Source organism: Pseudomonas sp. GCM10022186 (genome assembly GCF_042656385.1).
Taxonomy (GTDB): domain Bacteria; phylum Pseudomonadota; class Gammaproteobacteria; order Pseudomonadales; family Pseudomonadaceae; genus Metapseudomonas.
Genome location: NZ_JBHSOU010000030.1, coordinates 89406 through 106415 on the forward strand (window position 1 = coordinate 89406; position 17010 = coordinate 106415).

The following is a 17010-nucleotide window of genomic DNA, read 5'->3' on the forward strand; positions in this document are numbered from 1 at the left end:
CAGAATACCTATCCCTTTTCCAGCCAGGTACCGCACCATGCCCTTCAATCGCATCGAAGACATCATCGAAGACTACCGCCAGGGCAAGATGGTCCTGCTGGTGGATGACGAAGACCGCGAGAACGAGGGCGACCTGTTGCTGGCGGCGGAGAAATGCACCCCCGAGGCGATCAACTTCATGGCCCGCGAAGCCCGTGGCCTGATCTGCCTGACCCTGACCGACGAACACTGCCAGCGCCTCGGCCTGGAGCAGATGGTGCCGGCCAACGGCAGCGCCTTCGCCACGGCCTTCACCGTTTCCATCGAGGCCGCCAGCGGCGTCACCACCGGCATCTCCGCCGCCGACCGTGCCCATACCGTGCTCACCGCAGTGGCGCCGGATGCCAAGGCGGACGACCTGGTGCAGCCCGGCCATATCTTCCCCCTGCGCGCCCGCGAAGGCGGCGTGCTGACCCGCGCCGGGCACACCGAAGCCGGCTGCGACCTGGCACGCCTGGCCGGCTTCAGCCCGGCCTCGGTGATAGTCGAAGTGATGAACGACGACGGCAGCATGGCCCGCCGACCGGACCTGGAGGCTTTCGCCGAGAAGCACGGCATCAGGATCGGCACCATCGCCGACCTGATCCACTACCGCCTCAGTACCGAACACACCGTCACCCGTATCGGCGAGCGCGAACTGCCCACGGTGCACGGCACCTTCCGCCTGGTCACCTTCGAGGACCGCATCGAAGGCGGCGTGCACATGGCCATGGTGATGGGCGAAATCCGCCGCGACGAGCCGACCCTGGTGCGGGTGCATGTGATCGACCCGCTGCGCGACCTGGTGGGCGCCGAATACACCGGGCCGAAGAACTGGACCCTCTGGGCCGCGCTGGAGAAGGTGGCCGCAGCCGGCCACGGCGTGGTGGTGGTACTGGCCAACAACGAATCCTCCCAGGCCCTGCTGGAACGCGTGCCGCAACTCACCCAGCCGCGCCGGCAGTTCAGCCGCTCGCAGTCGCGCATCTATTCCGAAGTCGGCACTGGCGCGCAGATCCTCCAGGACCTCGGCGTCGGCAAGCTGCGCCACCTGGGCGCGCCGCTGAAATACGCGGGCCTGACCGGCTACGACCTGGAAGTGGTGGAAACCATTCCGTTCGAGGGCTGAGCCTGTAGGGGCAGGTGTGCACCGGGCTACGGTCTGAGCCTCCCGCTTGAGCCAATGCTTTTCCTGTAGGGGCGAATTCATTCGCCAAGCAGGCCAAAGGACTGCCCCGCCGGCTTGCAGGGGGACACTGCGTGTCCCTTGGCGAATGAATTCGCCCCTACAGCTCCGCCTCACCGTGCGGCTTTGGTCCCCGATGGCGACCACCGGCAACGCCGAGGACTTGCAGAAAGTTTGGAATACCATAATATGACATTCCGTAGGCCGAGATGATTTCCGGGAACTGCCTCCCGCCCCGGCCGCCCTTGATGGCCCCTTCACCGGGGTCCCCTGCTCCTGATAAGCGGGTAGAAAGCGAAGCCCGCTTGCGTACAAACACAACAATGAGGGCAAGCAAGATGGTGTTCAAAAAACGTGCAGCAGCGGTTCTCGCCGCAGCCTTCCTGAGCGTGACCGGCACCGCCGCCATCGCCGCCGATAACATCAGCTTCGTCAGCTGGGGCGGCACCACCCAGGACGCGCAGAAGCAGGCCTGGGCCGAGCCCTTCAGCGAGGCCAGCGGCATCCGCGTGGTGCAGGACGGCCCCACCGACTACGGCAAGCTGAAAGCCATGGTGGAAAGCGGCAACGTGCAGTGGGACGTGGTGGACGTCGAAGCCGACTTCGCCCTGCGCGCCGCCGCCGAAGGCCTGCTGGAGCCCCTGGACTTCGGCGTGATCCAGCGCGACAAGATCGACCCGCGCTTCGTTTCCGACCACGGCGTCGGCTCCTTCTTCTTCTCCTTCGTGCTCGGCTACAACCAGGGCAAGGTCGGCGGCAAGACCCCGCAGGACTGGACCGCCCTGTTCGATACCGCCAACTACCCGGGCAAGCGCGCTCTCTACAAGTGGCCGAGCCCCGGCGTGCTGGAACTGGCCCTGCTGGCCGATGGCGTGCCCGCCGACAAGCTCTACCCGCTGGACCTGGACCGCGCCTTCAAGAAGCTCGACACCATCAAGAAGGACATCGTCTGGTGGGGCGGCGGTGCCCAGTCCCAGCAACTGCTGGCCTCCGGTGAAGCGACCCTCGGCCAGTTCTGGAACGGCCGCGTCTACGCCCTGCAGCAGGACGGTGCGCCGGTGGGCGTGAGCTGGAAGCAGAACCTGGTCATGGCCGATTTCCTGGTCATCCCCAAGGGCGCCAAGAACAAGGACGCGGCCATGAAGTTCCTGGCCAACGCCAGCAGTGCCAAGGGCCAGGCCGAATTCGCCAACCTCACCGCCTACGCCCCGGTGAACGTCGACAGCGTCGGCCAGCTCAAGGAGGACCTCGCCCCCAACCTGCCCACTGCCTACGCTAAGGATCAGATCACCCTCGACTACGCGTACTGGGCCAAGAACGGCCCGGCTATCGCCGCGCGGTGGAACGAATGGCTGGTCAAGTGAAGATGGCTGCCATTCAGCCCGGCTCGCCGGCCAAGGCCACTGGAGGCGCAGCCCGCGCCTCCGCTGGCACTGACTCCAAGGCTGCGTCGATGAAAGACAACCAGGCCGCGCTGCGCTGGCGCGGTGCCCGCAACCTGCTCCCGGCCCTGCTGTTCCTCAGCCTGTTCTTCCTCGCCCCGCTGATCGGCCTGCTGCTGCGCGGCGTGCTGGAACCGACGCCCGGCCTGGGCAACTACGAGCAGTTGTTCGCCAACTCGGCCTATGCCCGGGTGCTGTTCAACACCTTCGCCGTCGGCGGCCTGGTGACCCTGATCAGCCTGCTGCTGGGCTTCCCCCTGGCCTGGGTGATCACCCTGGTGCCGCGCGGCTGGGGTCGCTGGCTGCTGAACATCGTGCTGCTGTCGATGTGGACCAGCCTGCTGGCGCGCACCTACTCCTGGCTGGTGCTGCTGCAGGCCTCCGGCGTGATCAACAAGATGCTGATGGCGCTGGGCATCATCGACCAGCCGCTGGAGATGGTGCACAACCTCACCGGTGTGGTGATCGGCATGAGCTACATCATGATCCCCTTCATCGTGCTGCCGCTGCAGGCCACCATGTCGGCCATCGACCCCATGGTGCTGCAGGCCGGCTCCATCTGCGGCGCCAGCCCCTGGACCAACTTCACCCGGGTGTTCCTGCCGCTGTGCCGTCCGGGGCTGTTCTCCGGCGGCCTGATGGTCTTCGTCATGTCCCTGGGCTACTACGTCACCCCGGCCCTGCTCGGTGGCGCGCAGAACATGATGCTGCCGGAGTTCATCGTCCAGCAGGTGCAGTCCTTCCTCAACTGGGGCCTGGCCAGCGCCGCCGCCGCGCTGCTGATCGCCATCACCCTGGTCCTGTTCTACCTCTACCTGAAGCTGCAGCCGGAATCCCCGGTGGCTTCGAGCACCGCGAGGTAAGCCATGCTGCTGTCACCCAATGCCATGGGCCTGCGCCTGCGCATCGGCCTCTACCTCACCACCGGGGCGATCGCGGCCTTCCTGCTGCTGCCGATCCTGTTCATCGTGCTGCTGTCCTTCGGCTCCTCCCAGTGGCTGGTGTTCCCGCCGCCGGGCTGGACGACCAAGTGGTACCTGCAGTTCTTCTCCAACGCCGAGTGGATGGAATCGGCCCTGGCCAGCCTCAAGGTGGCGGTGCTGACGACGATCTGTTCCGTGGCCCTGGGCCTGCCCACCGCCTTCGCCCTGGTGCGCGGCAAGTTCCCCGGCCGGGAATTTCTCTACGCCCTGTTCACCCTGCCGATGATCGTGCCGCTGGTGATCATCGCCGTGGCGGTGTACGCGCTGTTCCTCAAGCTGGGCTACACCGGGACGCTGTTCTCCTTCGTGGTCAGCCACGTGATAGTCGCCCTGCCCTTCACCATCATCTCGATCATCAATTCGCTGAAGCTGTTCGACCAGTCCATCGAGGATGCCGCGGTGATCTGCGGCGCCTCGCGGCTGCAGGCGGTATTCAAGGTGACCTTCCCGGCGATCCGCCCCGGCATGATGGCCGGCGCGCTGTTCGCCTTCCTGGTCTCCTGGGATGAAGTGGTGCTGAGCGTGATGATGGCCAGCCCGACCCTGCAGACCCTGCCCGTGAAAATGTGGACCACCCTGCGCCAGGACCTGACCCCGGTGATCGCCGTCGCCTCGACGCTGCTGATCGGCCTGTCCGTACTGGTGATGGTGATCGCCGCCGTGCTGCGCCGGCGCAACCCTGCAAGCGCCTGAGCGCCGAGGTAAAGAAAATGAGTGCCGTGATCCAAGACACCCGCGAAAACAAGACCCTGGTCAGCCTGCGCAACCTGAACAAGCATTACGGCGACTTCACCGCCGTGGACAACATCAGCCTGGACATCCAGGACGGCGAGTTCCTCACCTTCCTCGGCTCCAGCGGCTCGGGCAAGAGCACCACCCTGTCGATGCTGGCCGGCTTCGAGACGCCCAGCTCCGGCGAGATCCTGGTGGACGGCAAGTCCCTGGTGAACGTGCCGCCGCACAAGCGCGACATCGGCATGGTGTTCCAGCGCTACTCGCTGTTCCCGCACCTCAACGTGCGCGACAACATCGGTTTCCCCCTGGACATCCGCAAGCAGGCCGCCGGCGAGCGCGAGCGCCGCGTCGAGGCCATGCTCAAGCTGGTGCAGCTGGAGAAATTCGCCCAGCGCCGCCCGGCCCAGCTCTCCGGCGGCCAGCAGCAACGCGTGGCCATTGCCCGGGCGCTGGTGTACGAGCCGCGCATCCTGCTGATGGACGAACCCCTGGGCGCCCTGGACAAGAAACTGCGCGAGGACCTGCAGGACGAACTGCGCCACCTGCACCGCCGCCTCGGCATCACCATCGTCTACGTGACCCACGACCAGGAAGAAGCCATGCGCCTGTCCCAGCGCATCGCCATCTTCAGCCACGGCAGGATCGTCGGCCTGGGCAGCGGCTATGACCTCTACCAGAATCCGCCAAATGCCTTCGTCGCCTCCTTCCTGGGCAACTCCAACTTCCTCAGGGTCAAGGCCCAGGGCAATGCCGCCGCCAGCTTCGAGGGCCAGTCGCTGGCCATCCGCCCCACCGCCGGCCTGCAGAACGGCCAGGACCTGGTGCTGATGGTGCGTCCGGAAAAAGCCCAGGTGCTGACCCCGGACCAGGCCGCCGCCGAACCGCTGGCCGCCGGGTGGAACCAGATCCAGGCCAAGGTGGCGGAAACCGTGTTCCTCGGCGAAAGCCTGACCTGCAGCGTGACCACCGCCGGTGGCGCCAGCCTGACGCTGAAGGAGCTGTCCGGCACCACCGCACAACTGCCGCCGGGCGCCCCGGTGCTGGTGCGCTGGGCCGCGGCGGATGCCTGCGTCTACACCGAATGGAACGAGAGCGACCTGGCCAAGGGTGCCGGGGCGCATTGAAGCGTTGATCCCACAAGGCGGCGCCGTGTCAGCCATGTAGGGGGATAGCGCTTTCACATCCACCGGCGAGGCCGTGCAAGACACCGTTGGTGGAAATCCCGAAAGGGATTTCCACCCTACGTGCTGCTCGCGAAACCTTTTACCGGATCATTCGTGAGCAGGGGGTGATCCTCGCCTTGCGAAAAGCCTGTTCCCTTCGGTGGATAAGCCGTCGCTGGCTAAAGTTCAGGCTTTTCCTAGCCGCGAAAAGTGCCGCTGACAATCCCCCCTGATTCAGCAGGGCATCCGCTCATTGGCCCTGCTCATCTCCTCCACCAGGAAATCGATGAAGGCCCGGGTCTTCTGCGGCAGGCGGCGCGATGCGGGGAAGGGGCGAATTCATTCGCCAAGGGCAACGCAGTTGCCCCCTGCGAACCCGAACGGCAGCCCTGCGGCCTGCTGGGCGAATGAATTCGCCCCTACAGAAAAGCGCACCGGGTCCGCATGGGCCCCCTCGGCGACACCGCTACCCTGTGGGGGCGAATTCATTCGCCAAGGGACGCGCAGCGTCCCCCTGCGGACCCGAACGGCAGCCCTGCGGTCTGCTGGGCGAATGAATTCGCCCCTACAGAAAAGCGCACCGTGCCGTTGCGCACATCCCCTCACCTCATATCACTGCCCTTGAACTCCTCGGCCAGGAAATCGAGCAGGGTCCGCACCGACGGCAGCAATCCGCGCCGGGATGGAAACACCGCATGCACCACGCCGGTCCGCGGCGCCCAGCCCGGGGTCACCTGTACCAGCCTGCCGCTGGCCAGTCCTTCCCGCGCCAAGGTGCACCACGCCCAGTACGTGGCGCGCAAGGGTGAGATCAACGCCTGGGACAACGAGGACTTCGTCAAGGCGGTGAAGGCCACCGGCAAGAAGCAGCTGATCATCGCCGGCGTGGTGACCGAAGTCTGCGTGGCCTTCCCGGCGCTCTCGGCCATCGAGGAAGATTTCGACGTGTTCGTGGTCACCGACGCCTCCGGCACCTTCAACGAAATCACCCGTGACGCCGCCTGGCGTCGGATGGAAGCCGCCGGCGCCCAGCTGATGACCTGGTTCGGCGTGGCCTGCGAACTGCACCGCGACTGGCGCAACGACATCGAAGGCCTGGCCGCGCTGTTCTCCGCCCACATCCCCGACTACCGCAACCTGATCACCAGCTACAGCACCCTCACCGCCAAGTGAGCCACAGGGGGCCGCGTCGTATTGGCGCGGCACCCTGCCCCATCGCTCCACCCTGCTCTAAGATGTCGCCCACCGCACCACCACCAAGGAGTGACATATGCCCCACGACGGCAGCCTGCTGCAGGCGTCAGTGATTTTCCTGTTCGCCACCGTCCTCACGGTGCCCCTGGCCAAGCGCCTGCAACTGGGGGCTGTGCTGGGGTACCTGCTGGCCGGCGTGCTGATCGGCCCGTCGGTGCTGCGCCTGATCGGCGACACGGAAAACGTCAGCCACCTGTCCGAGCTGGGGGTGGTGCTGCTGCTCTTCATCATCGGCCTCGAACTGTCGCCCAGGCGCCTCTGGGTCATGCGCCACTCCGTGTTCGGCATGGGCCTGGCCCAGGTGCTGCTGACCGGTCTGGCCATAGGCGCGGTCGCCTGGCTGGTCTTCGCGCAATCGCTGAACACCGCAGCGGTGGTGGGCTTCGGCCTGGCCCTGTCGTCCACCGCCTTCGGCCTGCAGTTGCTGGCCGAGCGCAAGGAAGTGACCAGCCCCCATGGCCGCCTGGCCTTTGCCATCCTGCTGTTCCAGGACATCGCCGCCATCCCGCTGATCGCCCTGCTGCCGGTAATCGCCGGCACCGGCGAGTTGGAGGCCGACCGCGACACCCTGGTCAATCTGCTCAAGGTGGTGGGCAGCGTGGGGGCGGTGATCATCGGCGGACGCTACCTGCTGCGACCGGTGTTCCGCATCGTGGCCAGGACCGGCCTGCGGGAGGTATCCACCGCCACCGCGCTGCTGGTGGTCATCGGCACCGCCTGGCTGATGGAGCTGGCCGGGGTGTCCATGGCCCTGGGCGCCTTCATCGCCGGTGTGCTGCTGGCGGATTCGGAATACCGCCATGAGCTGGAATCCCATATCGAGCCCTTCAAGGGCCTGCTGCTGGGCCTGTTCTTCATCAGCGTGGGCATGAGCGCCGACCTCGGCCTGCTGCTGAGCGAGCCGCTGTCGGTCATCGGCATGACCCTGATCCTGGTGCTGATCAAGCTGCCGCTGCTCTACCTGATCGGCCGCTACTCCGGCGGCCTGGACAGCGCTCAGGCGCTGCGCCTGGGCATCGTGCTGGCGGCCGGCGGCGAGTTCGCCTTCGTGGTGTTCAAGCTGGCCCGCGAGCATGGCCTGCTGGACGCGCGCCTGCACGACCTGCTGGTCCTCACCATCACCCTGTCCATGGCGGTCACCCCGCTGTTGGTGCTGTTCCTGTTCCGCCTGTTCAAGGCCAGGCCGGCACCGGTAGAAGTGCCGCCGGAATACAGGAACATCGAGACTGACGATCCACGGGTCGTGATCGCCGGCATGGGCCGCATGGGCCAGATCATCGCCCGGGTGCTGCGCGCCCAGCGGGTGAACTACGTGGCGCTGGACACCGCGGTGGAAATGGTCGACTACGGCCGCAGCATGAGCCTGGGCCGCATGCCGGTGTTCTACGGCGACCCGCTGCGTCCGGAAATCCTCCGTGCGGCGAAGGTGGACAAGGCCGAATTCTTCATCGTCACCACCGACGACCCGGAGACCAATCTCAAGGTCACCGAACTGGTGCAGCGCCACTTCCCGCACGTCAAGGTCATCGCCCGTGCGCGCAATCGCCAGCATGTGCACCGCCTGCTGGACCTCGGCGCGGTGCCGGTGCGCGAGACCTTCCATTCCGCCCTGGAGATGAGCCGCCAGGCGCTGCTCGGCCTGGGCCTCGACGAGGACCAGGCCAATGCCCGCATCCGCCGCTTCCATCGCCACGACGAAGAAGTGCTGGCCGCCCAGCACAAGGTCTACGACGACGACGCCGCAGTGATCCAGACCGCCCGCGAGGCCCGCGCCGAACTGGAGCACCTGTTCGATGCCGACCTGATCGAGGACAAGGGCGTGAAATAGCGCCCTCCCCTGTTCCTTCTGGGGGCTAAACCATGTAGGAGCGAGCTCTGCTCGCGAACGCCCCCCTTCGCGAGCAATCCCCGGAAGTGCGGGACGGTGCGGCCCGCGATCACGTTGCAAGCGCTGGCGGCGATAGTGGTACCCGCAAACCTTCCCGCGCTGCGCCCCGATCGAATGCCGGGCTCCGGCCACCATCCGACCGGAGGTGCTGTGGCGATGCGCAAAGGCGCTGTAAAAATGCAGCACTCGCACTTCTCTTCCGGCTGAAGGCCCCGTCCCTCCTGTCCATGGGCGGCTGGCACGCAATGTGCGGGCTGAACGCCGAATCCCGCACAGTTTTCCTGGAATCGACATGGACACATTGCACCTGCTGGCCGAACGCGGCCTGCTGCTTTCCACCACCCTTTCGGTCAACGGCCAATTTCTGCACGCCTCCTCGAGCCTGAGCGACCAGCTCGGCTACGCACCGGACGAGCTTCAGGGCCTGCGCATCGAGCAGGTCTATACAGCCGACTCGGTACGTGCCCTGCACCAGCTCTTCGCCAATCCTCCGGCCGATGAGCGCGTGCAGGAGCTGGAACTGACCTTGATCCGTCATAGCGGCGGCCTGCTGCCGGTACTCGCCAACGGCATCCTGGAGTGGCGCGCGACACCCTCGCCCCGCCTGCACCTGATCAAGATGCCGCTGGGCTCCCTGAGCCGCCGCATGAGCGAGCAACAGAACGCCAACGAAGTCATGAGCCAGATGCTCTACAGCGCCAAGGTCGCCTACTGGTGCATCGAGTGGGCCGAGCCAGTGGACATCACCCAGACGCCCGACGAGATCGTTCGCCAGGTGTTCGAGAACCGCTCCCACTGGCGCATGTGCAACCGCGCCATGGCCGAGGTCTACGAGATGCCCGCCGACGTCGACTTCAACCAGCAGCCGGTGCGCCTCTATTGGCCGCGCAGCCCCGCCAACGAGGAATTCGTCCGCCGCCTGGTGGAAACCGACTTCTGCGTCGACGGCGCGCTCTCGGTGGACCGCCGCCACGACGGTTCCCCCGCCTACGTGGAGAACGACGTGCGCGCCAGCATCCAGAACGGCCATCTGTTGCGAATGTGGGGCAGCATCCGCGACGTCAGCCAGGAACTGCGCATGCAGCACGATGCCGAGCAACGCATCGACGCCCTGCGCCGGGTCTTCGACGCGGTACCCGATGCGGTGGTCGTCATCGATGAAGCGTTCCAGCCGCAATGGCGCAACGCCGCCTTCGAAAGCACCTTCGGCATCACCCAGGGCGCCAGCATCGCCCAGGCCCTGCTGGACAAGTCATTGCCCGAACGCACCTGGCACAGCCTGCACCTGCCCGACCTGAGCGGTCGCATGCAGCAGTTCAACGTGCATTGCTCGCGCATCCTCATGCAGGAGGGTGTGGCCTGGAAGGTGGCGGTGCTGCGCGCGGCGGAACGCGCGCCCCGGTACAGCGACGAGTTGCATCCATGATCGAGAAGAATTTCCTGCCCTCCCTGAAGATGGGCATGCGCTCCTCGGTGAACGTCAGCAGCGAGGTGCTTTCCGCGCTGCTGGAAACCCCGGCGCTGCATGTCCTGCTGGACAGTTTCAACGAAGCCATCATCCTCTGTGACGGCGACGCCCGCGTGCGCTTCCTCAACCTTGCCGCCGAGCGGATCAACCGCCTGTCGCGCCAGGAAGCCGTGGGCCTGCCCAACGCCGAGTTCTTCCAGCGCTCGGCCCTGGGCTTCGAGGACTTCCAGCAAGCCATCGGACGCGGCGGCAACTCTGCGCTGACCCGCTCCCGCGATGGCCGCATGTTTCTCACCAGCACCCAGGCGGTCCCCACCGGCGCCTACGAGAAAACCTACACGCTGCTGGTGCAGCGCGACTTCGAGGGCCGGGAAAGCCAGCGCCGTGGCGCGCAGCCGACCTTTCCAGCCGCGGAAACCAACGGGCTGGGCGACCCGCAGGACAATGCCCTGCACCTGTCCCCCCTGCTCTCCGGCATCGCCGATACCGGCGTGCGTGCGTTCCGGCGGCGCGCGCGGCTGCTCCTGCTGGGCGAACCCGGGGTGGGCAAGACGGCCATCGCCCGGCACATCCACCGGGCCGCCGGCTGGGGCGACCGGCCCTTTATCCACGTCAACTGCGGCAGCATCCCGGAAAGCCTGTTCGAGTCGGAAATGTTCGGCTACGAGCGCGGCGCCTTCACCGGCGCCCTGCAGGGCGGCAAGCGCGGCTACATCGAAAGCGCCTCGGGCGGCACCCTGTTCCTCGACGAGATCGGCGAGATCCCCCTGCACGTGCAGGCCAAGCTGCTCAAGTTCCTCGAGGACGGCAGCATCCAGTCGGTGGGTTCGCCGCTGTCCAAGACCGTCCAGGTGCAGGTGATCGCCGCCACCAACAAGGACCTGCGGCGCCTGGTGGAAACCGGCGAGTTCCGCGCCGACCTCTACTACCGCCTGGCGGTGCTGCCAGTGGAGATCCCGCCGCTGCGCCAGCACCTGGAAGACCTGCCGGTGCTCATGGACATCCTGCTGATGCGCATCAACCGCGACCGCCAGCCGACCCTGCGGTTGTCCAGCGGTTGCCGCCAGCGCCTGATGAACTACGGCTACCCCGGCAACGTCCGCGAGCTGGTGAACATCTTCGAGCGGCTCGCCGTGCTGGCCGACGACGAGGCCGGTGAGCAGCACCTGCCACCGGAGCTGCTGGGCCTGGCCACCCCGGTGTTCGTGCGCCCCGCCGCCCCCCTGGAGCCGGACGCCGCAGTGGCGGCCAGCGAGGACGCCGGCGGCAACCTCAAGGCCCAGGTCCAGCGCTTCGAGCGCCAGCTCATCCTCCAGGCCGTGCAGAGCCAGGGCAGCAAGCGCAAGGCGGCCCAGCAACTGGGCATCGACATCGGCACCCTGATCCGCAAGCTGCAACGCGACTGAGCCACCCGGCACAGGGATGTGCCAGCGCTGCGTTTTTCCCGCCCCCGACTACCCGCCCAGCGCTGCAAGAATGCCTACAGCACCATTCATTTCTGCCTACACCTCACCCTTCCCAGAATTGCAAATTTCTTTATTTTCAATGTGTTACAGAGTTGGCACAGCATGTGCTCCAGGCAAAGCACCCCATCCACCTGAGTGGGTCATCGCATAGAAGCCGGGCCAGCGAGCCCCGGCAGCTCTGGAGGTAAAAACAACAATGCTGATCACAGGTATCAAGAGCCGGCCGGTCTACGACCAGCTGCGCCCTCTCCCCGGCGGTAACCGCCACCTGGTCGCCGGCCAGGGCAGCGGCGGGCGCGCCATGCTGCGGCTGCTGGACGACATGGCCGGACAGGGCCTGAACGTCACCCTGCTCTACTCCCGGGAATCCTTCTCCGGCCAGGACTTTCTCGCCGAACTCGAGCAGCGGGACGTCGCCGAACTGCGTGTCTACCCGAGCAACCAGGCATTGGTGGAAGACCTCGAACGCATCCTCGGCGACGCCCGCATGGGCACCCGCCTCTACCTCTCCGGCTCGGAGAGTTTCATCGGCACCGCCATGCAGGCCGCCACCCGCTACGACATGAACGGCGACGAGGTGCTGCGCGAGCACGCCGGCAGCTTCGTCCGCCGCGTCTGGTGCGTGCACTGCGACAGCTACACCGAGAACGTCACCCAGCGCGTGTTCCAGTGCCCCGGATGCCAGCAGATGCTGGTGGTGCGCGACCACTATTCCCGCCGCCTGGCCGCCTTCCAGGCGGTCAAGGCCGATGCCGAAGTCCCCGGCGAGTTGCCGGCCGCCGAGGAGTTGGACACATGAGCCTGAGCAACGGAACCCTGAATGTGCGGGTCGCCCACATCGAAGCCGTCAGCCCGGAAATCAAGCGTTTCACCCTGGTCTCCACCGACGGCTCCCACCTGCCGCCCTTCTCCGGCGGCAGCAACGTGGTGGTGCTGATCCCCCACGAGAACGGCGCCTACCGCAATGCCTACTCGCTGATGAGTTCGCCCTACGACTCCAGCGCCTACCAGATCGCCGTGCGCCGGGTCGAGGATGGGCGCGGCGGCTCGAAGCGTATGCACGAGGCGGTGAACGAGGGCGACGTGCTGGAAATCCTCCGCCCGGTGAACCTCTTCCCCTTGAGCAAGCATGCGCGCCTGCACCTGTTCATCGCCGGCGGCGTGGGCATCACCCCGGTCTGCTCGCAGCTGGCCGAACTGCGCCTGCGCGGTACGCCCTTCGAAGTGCACCTGGCGGTGCGCGGCGCCGAGCACGCGCGCCTGGGTGAGGAGCTGGTCCGCAAGTATGGTGACGCGGTGCACCTGTATCGCAGCGACATCGACCCGCGCCTGGACATCGGCGCCGTGCTCGCCGACCGTCCCCTGGGCAGCCACCTCTACGTCTGCGGCCCGGAATCCATGATCCAGGACGCCATCGACAGCGCCCGCGCCCAGGGCTGGACCGACAGCCACATCCACTATGAGCGCTTCCTCGAGCAGGGCAGCGTCGGCGAAGCCTTCAGTGTCACCCTCGCCCGCAGCGGCGCGACGATCGAAGTCTCCCCCGACCAGAGCCTGCTGGAAGCCGCCGAGGCCGCCGGCCACGAGATTCCCTACCTGTGCCGCGGCGGCGCTTGTGGCATGTGCGAAACCGAGGTGCTGGAGCTGGATGGCGAGATCCTCCACACCGACGACTGGCTGTCCGACGAGGACAAGGCCGCCAACAAGAAAATCATGCCCTGCGTGTCGCGCGCCAAGTGCTCGCGGCTGGTGATCGACCGCTGAACGGAGAACGACCATGACCATCCAGTTCCGACCCGACGAAACCTACCGCGACGACTACACCTACGCGAACAGCCCCGAGTGCATCGCCCGCGCGCCCTTCCCCTTCCCGGACGACGAGTACATGTACTCGATGAACCTGGAGCCGCACGTTTCCGTCGGCGACGGCGCGCTCAAGGCGGTGTTCGATATCGACGAGCACTACATCAGCGAATGCCGCGACCGCGCCATCACCCTGGCGAAGGACCCGGGCATGCACTACGTCTCGGCGCCGCACATGATGGAAGCCCAGTGGGACCTGCTGGAGCTGATCATGGAGTCCTACGCGAAGGACTATCCGGAGTACTTCACCCTGGACAAGGACGGCACCCGCTGGCACTGGACCAACAAGCTGCTGAACATCGACGACACCTTCACCTTCGGCGATACCTCCACCCTGCCTTACGAGCCGATGGAATACATCACCCGCCAGGCCCAGGGCGACTGGGTGCTGCAGGAAGAGCGCGACGGTACCCTCTACTGGGGCGCCGGCATCGCCACCCAGCGCGCCGACTACTCGCTGCGTTTCAACCTCGGCATGGCCTGGCACGAGTTCCACGGCCCGGTACCGCTGGTCAAGGAAACCGGCATGCTCGACCGGGCGCTGAAGTTCCTCCTGCGCCTGCGCTGCGGCCACCCCGTTCGCCGCCTGAACTGGTCGTTGACCGTCAACCCGCGCCTGGATGTATCCGCCGAAAGCCTGCCCGACTGGGCGCCGGACCGCACCACCGTGACCGCCGAGAACGCCGGCAGGCTGGTCTACCTGCGCATCGAGCTGCAGCCGCTGCACCGCCTGCCGCGCAGCAACGCCATCGTCTTCCCGATTCGCACCTACCTGCTGAACCTGGAAGACATCGCCACCAACCCGGCCTGGGCCAAGCGCATGCACCGCGTGCTCAAGTCCCTGAACCAGGAACTGGTGGACTACAAGGGCTTCACCCGCTACCGCGATGCCGCGGTCGAGTGGCTCTCGCAGTACGACGATGGCCGTGACGAGGAGGTGGCCAAGGCCGGATAAGTCCGCATCACGCTTCACCCCATAACAACAAGAGCTCTTCAATGAGCACCGGCGGACATCAACCCGCCGGCCATGCAAAGACTGCCATTCAAATGAGGAAAACAAGACATGAGTGGTTCATCTGCTGCGCGTGCAAACGCTCCAATCGATCAAGACGCCGAGCAACTCAAGGCGCTCGGCTACAGCTCCAACTTCGAACGCAGCATGGGCCTGTGGGAGAACTTCTCCCTGGGCTTCACCTACCTGTCGCCCGTGGTGGGCGTCTACACCCTGTTCGGCCTCTGCCTCGCGGCCGGCGGCCCGCCGATGTTCTGGTCCTACCTGCTGATCGGCCTCGGCCAGTTGCTGGTGTGCCTGGTGTTCGGTGAAGTGGTTTCGCAGTTCCCGATTTCCGGCGGCGTCTATCCCTGGGCACGTCGCCTGGTCGGCAAGCGCTGGGCCTGGATGGTGGGCTGGGTTTACGCCTGGGCGCTTTGCGCGACCATCGCTGGCGTCGCCGTCGGCGCGGGCCCGTACCTCGCGGCCATGCTGGGCTTCGAAGCCAACTCCAACGCCAATATCTACATCGCCCTCGGCCTGATCCTGCTGTCCACCGCGCTCAACCTGGTGGGCACCAAGCTGCTGGCGCGGGTCGCCATGTTCGGTTTCCTCTGCGAACTGGTGGGCGCCATCCTGGTGGGCGGCTACCTGCTGCTCTTCGAACGCCACCAGCCGTTCAGCGTGCTGTTCGACACCTTCGAGATCAACGTCAACGGCTCCTACCTGCCGGCCTTCCTCGCCGCCTCCCTGGCCGGCCTGTTCCAGTACTACGGCTTCGAGGCCTGCGGTGACGTCGCCGAGGAAACCCCCAACCCCGGCAAGCGCATTCCCAAGGCCATGCGCATGACCATCTACATCGGCGGCGCCGCGGCCATGTTCGCCTGCCTGGCGCTGATCCTCGCCGTGCCGGACATGCAGAAGGTGATCGCCGGCGAAGACACCGACCCGGTTTCCACCATCCTCGCCAACGCCTTCGGCCCGGTAGGTTCGAAACTGGTGATGGCCGTGGTGATGGTCTCCTTCATCTCCTGCGTGCTCAGCCTGCAAGCCGCCGCCAGCCGCCTGCTGTTCGCCTACGCCCGCGACGAGATGATCGTCGGCAGCAACCTCCTCAAGCGTCTGTCCGCCAACCATGTACCGTCCACCGCCCTGGTGGTGAGCGGCGTGGTACCGGCTGCCATCGTTTGCCTGGGCCTGTTCATGGCCGATGCCGTGGCCACCATCGTCGGCTTCGCCGCCATCGGCATCTACGTGGCCTTCCAGCTGATCGTCATCGCCGCGCTCATCGCCCGTGCCAAGGGCTGGCGCCCGAGCGGCCAGTTCAGCCTCGGCGGCTGGGGCCCGCTGGTGAACATCGCCGCGCTGGTCTATGGCGTCGGCGCCATCGTCAACATGGTCTGGCCGCGCAGCCCGGACGCTGCCTGGTACATCAATTACTCGATGATCCTCACCACAGTGGTGGTAATGGGCGCCGGCTTCCTCTACATGCTGCTGGCCAAGCCCTACGACAAGGGCACCGCCCCGGCCGGCGACGCCTGGAAGTTCTCCAAGTCCGCCCCAAAGGCTGCTGAGGTCGTCGGCGTGCCGGCGCAGTAAGCCAGCCCATTCCACCCTCTCCCCGGCTTTTCTCCCCTCTCCCTTCAGGGAGAGGGGCCGGGGGAGAGGGTGCCAGGCCCAGAACACGCGGCTGCCGGATAAATGCGCAGCCCTCTCCCCAACCCTCTCCCTGAAGGGAGAGGGGGCAAAACGCGAGGACGCCCCCATGCAAACCAAACTCCTGATCAACGGCCAGTTCGTCGCCGGCGAAGGCCCCGGCCTCGCCGTGCTCAACCCCTCCCTCGGCACCGCCCTGGTGGAGATCGCCGAAGCCTCCCCGGCCCAGGTCGACGCCGCCGTGCGCGCCGCCGATGCCGCCTTCCCGGCCTGGTCGCAGACCCCGCCGAAGGAGCGCGCCGGCCTGCTGCTGAAACTGGCCGACAAGATCGACGCCCACGCCGAGGAACTCGCCCGCCTGGAATCGCAGAACTGCGGCAAGCCCTACGCCGCCGCGCTCAACGACGAGCTGCCGGCCATCGCCGACGTGTTCCGCTTCTTCGCCGGCGCCAGCCGCTGCCTGAGCGGCTCCGCCGCCGGCGAATACCTGCCCGGCCACACCTCGATGATCCGCCGCGACCCCATCGGCGTGGTCGCCTCCATCGCGCCCTGGAACTACCCGCTGATGATGGCCGCCTGGAAACTCGGCCCGGCGCTCGCCGCCGGCAACACCGTGGTGCTCAAGCCCTCCGAGCAGACCCCGCTGACCGCGCTGAAGCTGGCCGAGCTCATCAATGAGCTGTTCCCCGCCGGCGTGGTCAACCTGGTGTTCGGCCGGGGCCCGAGCGTCGGCGAGCCGCTGGTGACCCACCCGAAGGTGCGCATGGTCTCCCTCACCGGTTCGGTGGCCACCGGCAGCCGCATCATCAGTGGCACCGCCGACAGCGTGAAGCGCATGCACATGGAACTGGGCGGCAAGGCCCCGGTGATCATCTTCGACGACGCCGACATCGACGC

Annotated in this window: 13 protein-coding genes and 2 pseudogenes; 14 read left to right on the forward strand and 1 reads right to left on the reverse strand. The window is 66.5% G+C overall.

The window, feature by feature from the left end; genetic code table 11:
• The first annotated feature begins 37 nt into the window (after nt 1-37).
• From ribBA to ACFPU0_RS14100, 5 genes are all read left to right on the forward strand, one after another.
• A complete protein-coding gene (gene ribBA, locus ACFPU0_RS14080) occupies nt 38-1147 on the forward strand; it encodes a bifunctional 3,4-dihydroxy-2-butanone-4-phosphate synthase/GTP cyclohydrolase II (protein WP_377693697.1) in 1110 nt (369 codons plus the stop codon).
• Between the two features lie 395 nt (nt 1148-1542).
• On the forward strand, nt 1543-2568 hold the full coding sequence (locus tag ACFPU0_RS14085; protein WP_377693698.1) for a polyamine ABC transporter substrate-binding protein: 1026 nt from the start codon (nt 1543-1545) through the stop codon (nt 2566-2568).
• Nucleotides 2553-3509 (forward strand): ABC transporter permease, encoded by a 957-nt coding sequence (locus ACFPU0_RS14090; RefSeq protein WP_377693699.1) that lies wholly within the window; start codon nt 2553-2555, stop codon nt 3507-3509. Before ACFPU0_RS14085 ends, ACFPU0_RS14090 begins: the two co-directional genes overlap by 16 nt.
• Nucleotides 3510-3512: 3 nt before the next feature.
• Entirely contained in the window at nt 3513-4322 is an 810-nt protein-coding gene (locus ACFPU0_RS14095) for an ABC transporter permease (protein WP_377693700.1), read from the forward strand.
• 17 nt (nt 4323-4339) lie between these two features.
• Nucleotides 4340-5488: an ABC transporter ATP-binding protein gene (locus tag ACFPU0_RS14100; protein ID WP_377693701.1), complete on the forward strand. Its 1149-nt coding sequence runs from the start codon at nt 4340-4342 to the stop codon at nt 5486-5488.
• A gap of 641 nt (nt 5489-6129) precedes the next feature.
• Here the strand turns inward: ACFPU0_RS14100 and ACFPU0_RS14105 are convergent.
• Nucleotides 6130-6285, reverse strand: a pseudogene (locus ACFPU0_RS14105) (LysR family transcriptional regulator); the annotation flags it as partial.
• 25 nt (nt 6286-6310) lie between these two features.
• Here ACFPU0_RS14105 and ACFPU0_RS14110 point away from each other — a divergent pair.
• The 9 genes and pseudogenes from ACFPU0_RS14110 to ACFPU0_RS14150 all read left to right on the forward strand — a co-directional run.
• Nucleotides 6311-6700 (forward strand): annotated as a pseudogene (locus tag ACFPU0_RS14110) (isochorismatase family protein); the annotation flags it as partial.
• 97 nt (nt 6701-6797) lie between these two features.
• A complete protein-coding gene (locus ACFPU0_RS14115) occupies nt 6798-8609 on the forward strand; it encodes a monovalent cation:proton antiporter-2 (CPA2) family protein (protein ID WP_377693702.1) in 1812 nt (603 codons plus the stop codon).
• Nucleotides 8610-8961: 352 nt separating this feature from the next.
• Nucleotides 8962-10095: a PAS domain-containing protein gene (locus tag ACFPU0_RS14120; protein WP_377693703.1), complete on the forward strand. Its 1134-nt coding sequence runs from the start codon at nt 8962-8964 to the stop codon at nt 10093-10095.
• Nucleotides 10092-11543, forward strand: coding sequence for a sigma-54 interaction domain-containing protein (locus ACFPU0_RS14125; protein ID WP_377693704.1), 1452 nt, complete (start codon nt 10092-10094; stop codon nt 11541-11543). The genes ACFPU0_RS14120 and ACFPU0_RS14125 overlap by 4 nt, the downstream gene beginning before the upstream one ends.
• 256 nt (nt 11544-11799) lie before the next feature.
• Nucleotides 11800-12402 (forward strand): dimethylamine monooxygenase subunit DmmA family protein, encoded by a 603-nt coding sequence (locus ACFPU0_RS14130; RefSeq protein ID WP_377693705.1) that lies wholly within the window; start codon nt 11800-11802, stop codon nt 12400-12402.
• A complete protein-coding gene (locus tag ACFPU0_RS14135) occupies nt 12399-13367 on the forward strand; it encodes a PDR/VanB family oxidoreductase (RefSeq protein WP_377693706.1) in 969 nt (322 codons plus the stop codon). Before ACFPU0_RS14130 ends, ACFPU0_RS14135 begins: the two co-directional genes overlap by 4 nt.
• A 13-nt stretch (nt 13368-13380) precedes the next feature.
• Nucleotides 13381-14421, forward strand: a complete 1041-nt coding sequence (locus ACFPU0_RS14140) for a heme-dependent oxidative N-demethylase family protein (protein WP_377693708.1) — start codon at nt 13381-13383, stop codon at nt 14419-14421.
• 108 nt (nt 14422-14529) lie between these two features.
• Nucleotides 14530-16056, forward strand: coding sequence for an APC family permease (locus tag ACFPU0_RS14145; RefSeq protein WP_377693709.1), 1527 nt, complete (start codon nt 14530-14532; stop codon nt 16054-16056).
• 166 nt (nt 16057-16222) lie between these two features.
• Nucleotides 16223-17010: aldehyde dehydrogenase family protein (locus ACFPU0_RS14150; RefSeq protein ID WP_377693711.1), on the forward strand; the 788-nt coding region annotated here is incomplete at its 3' end.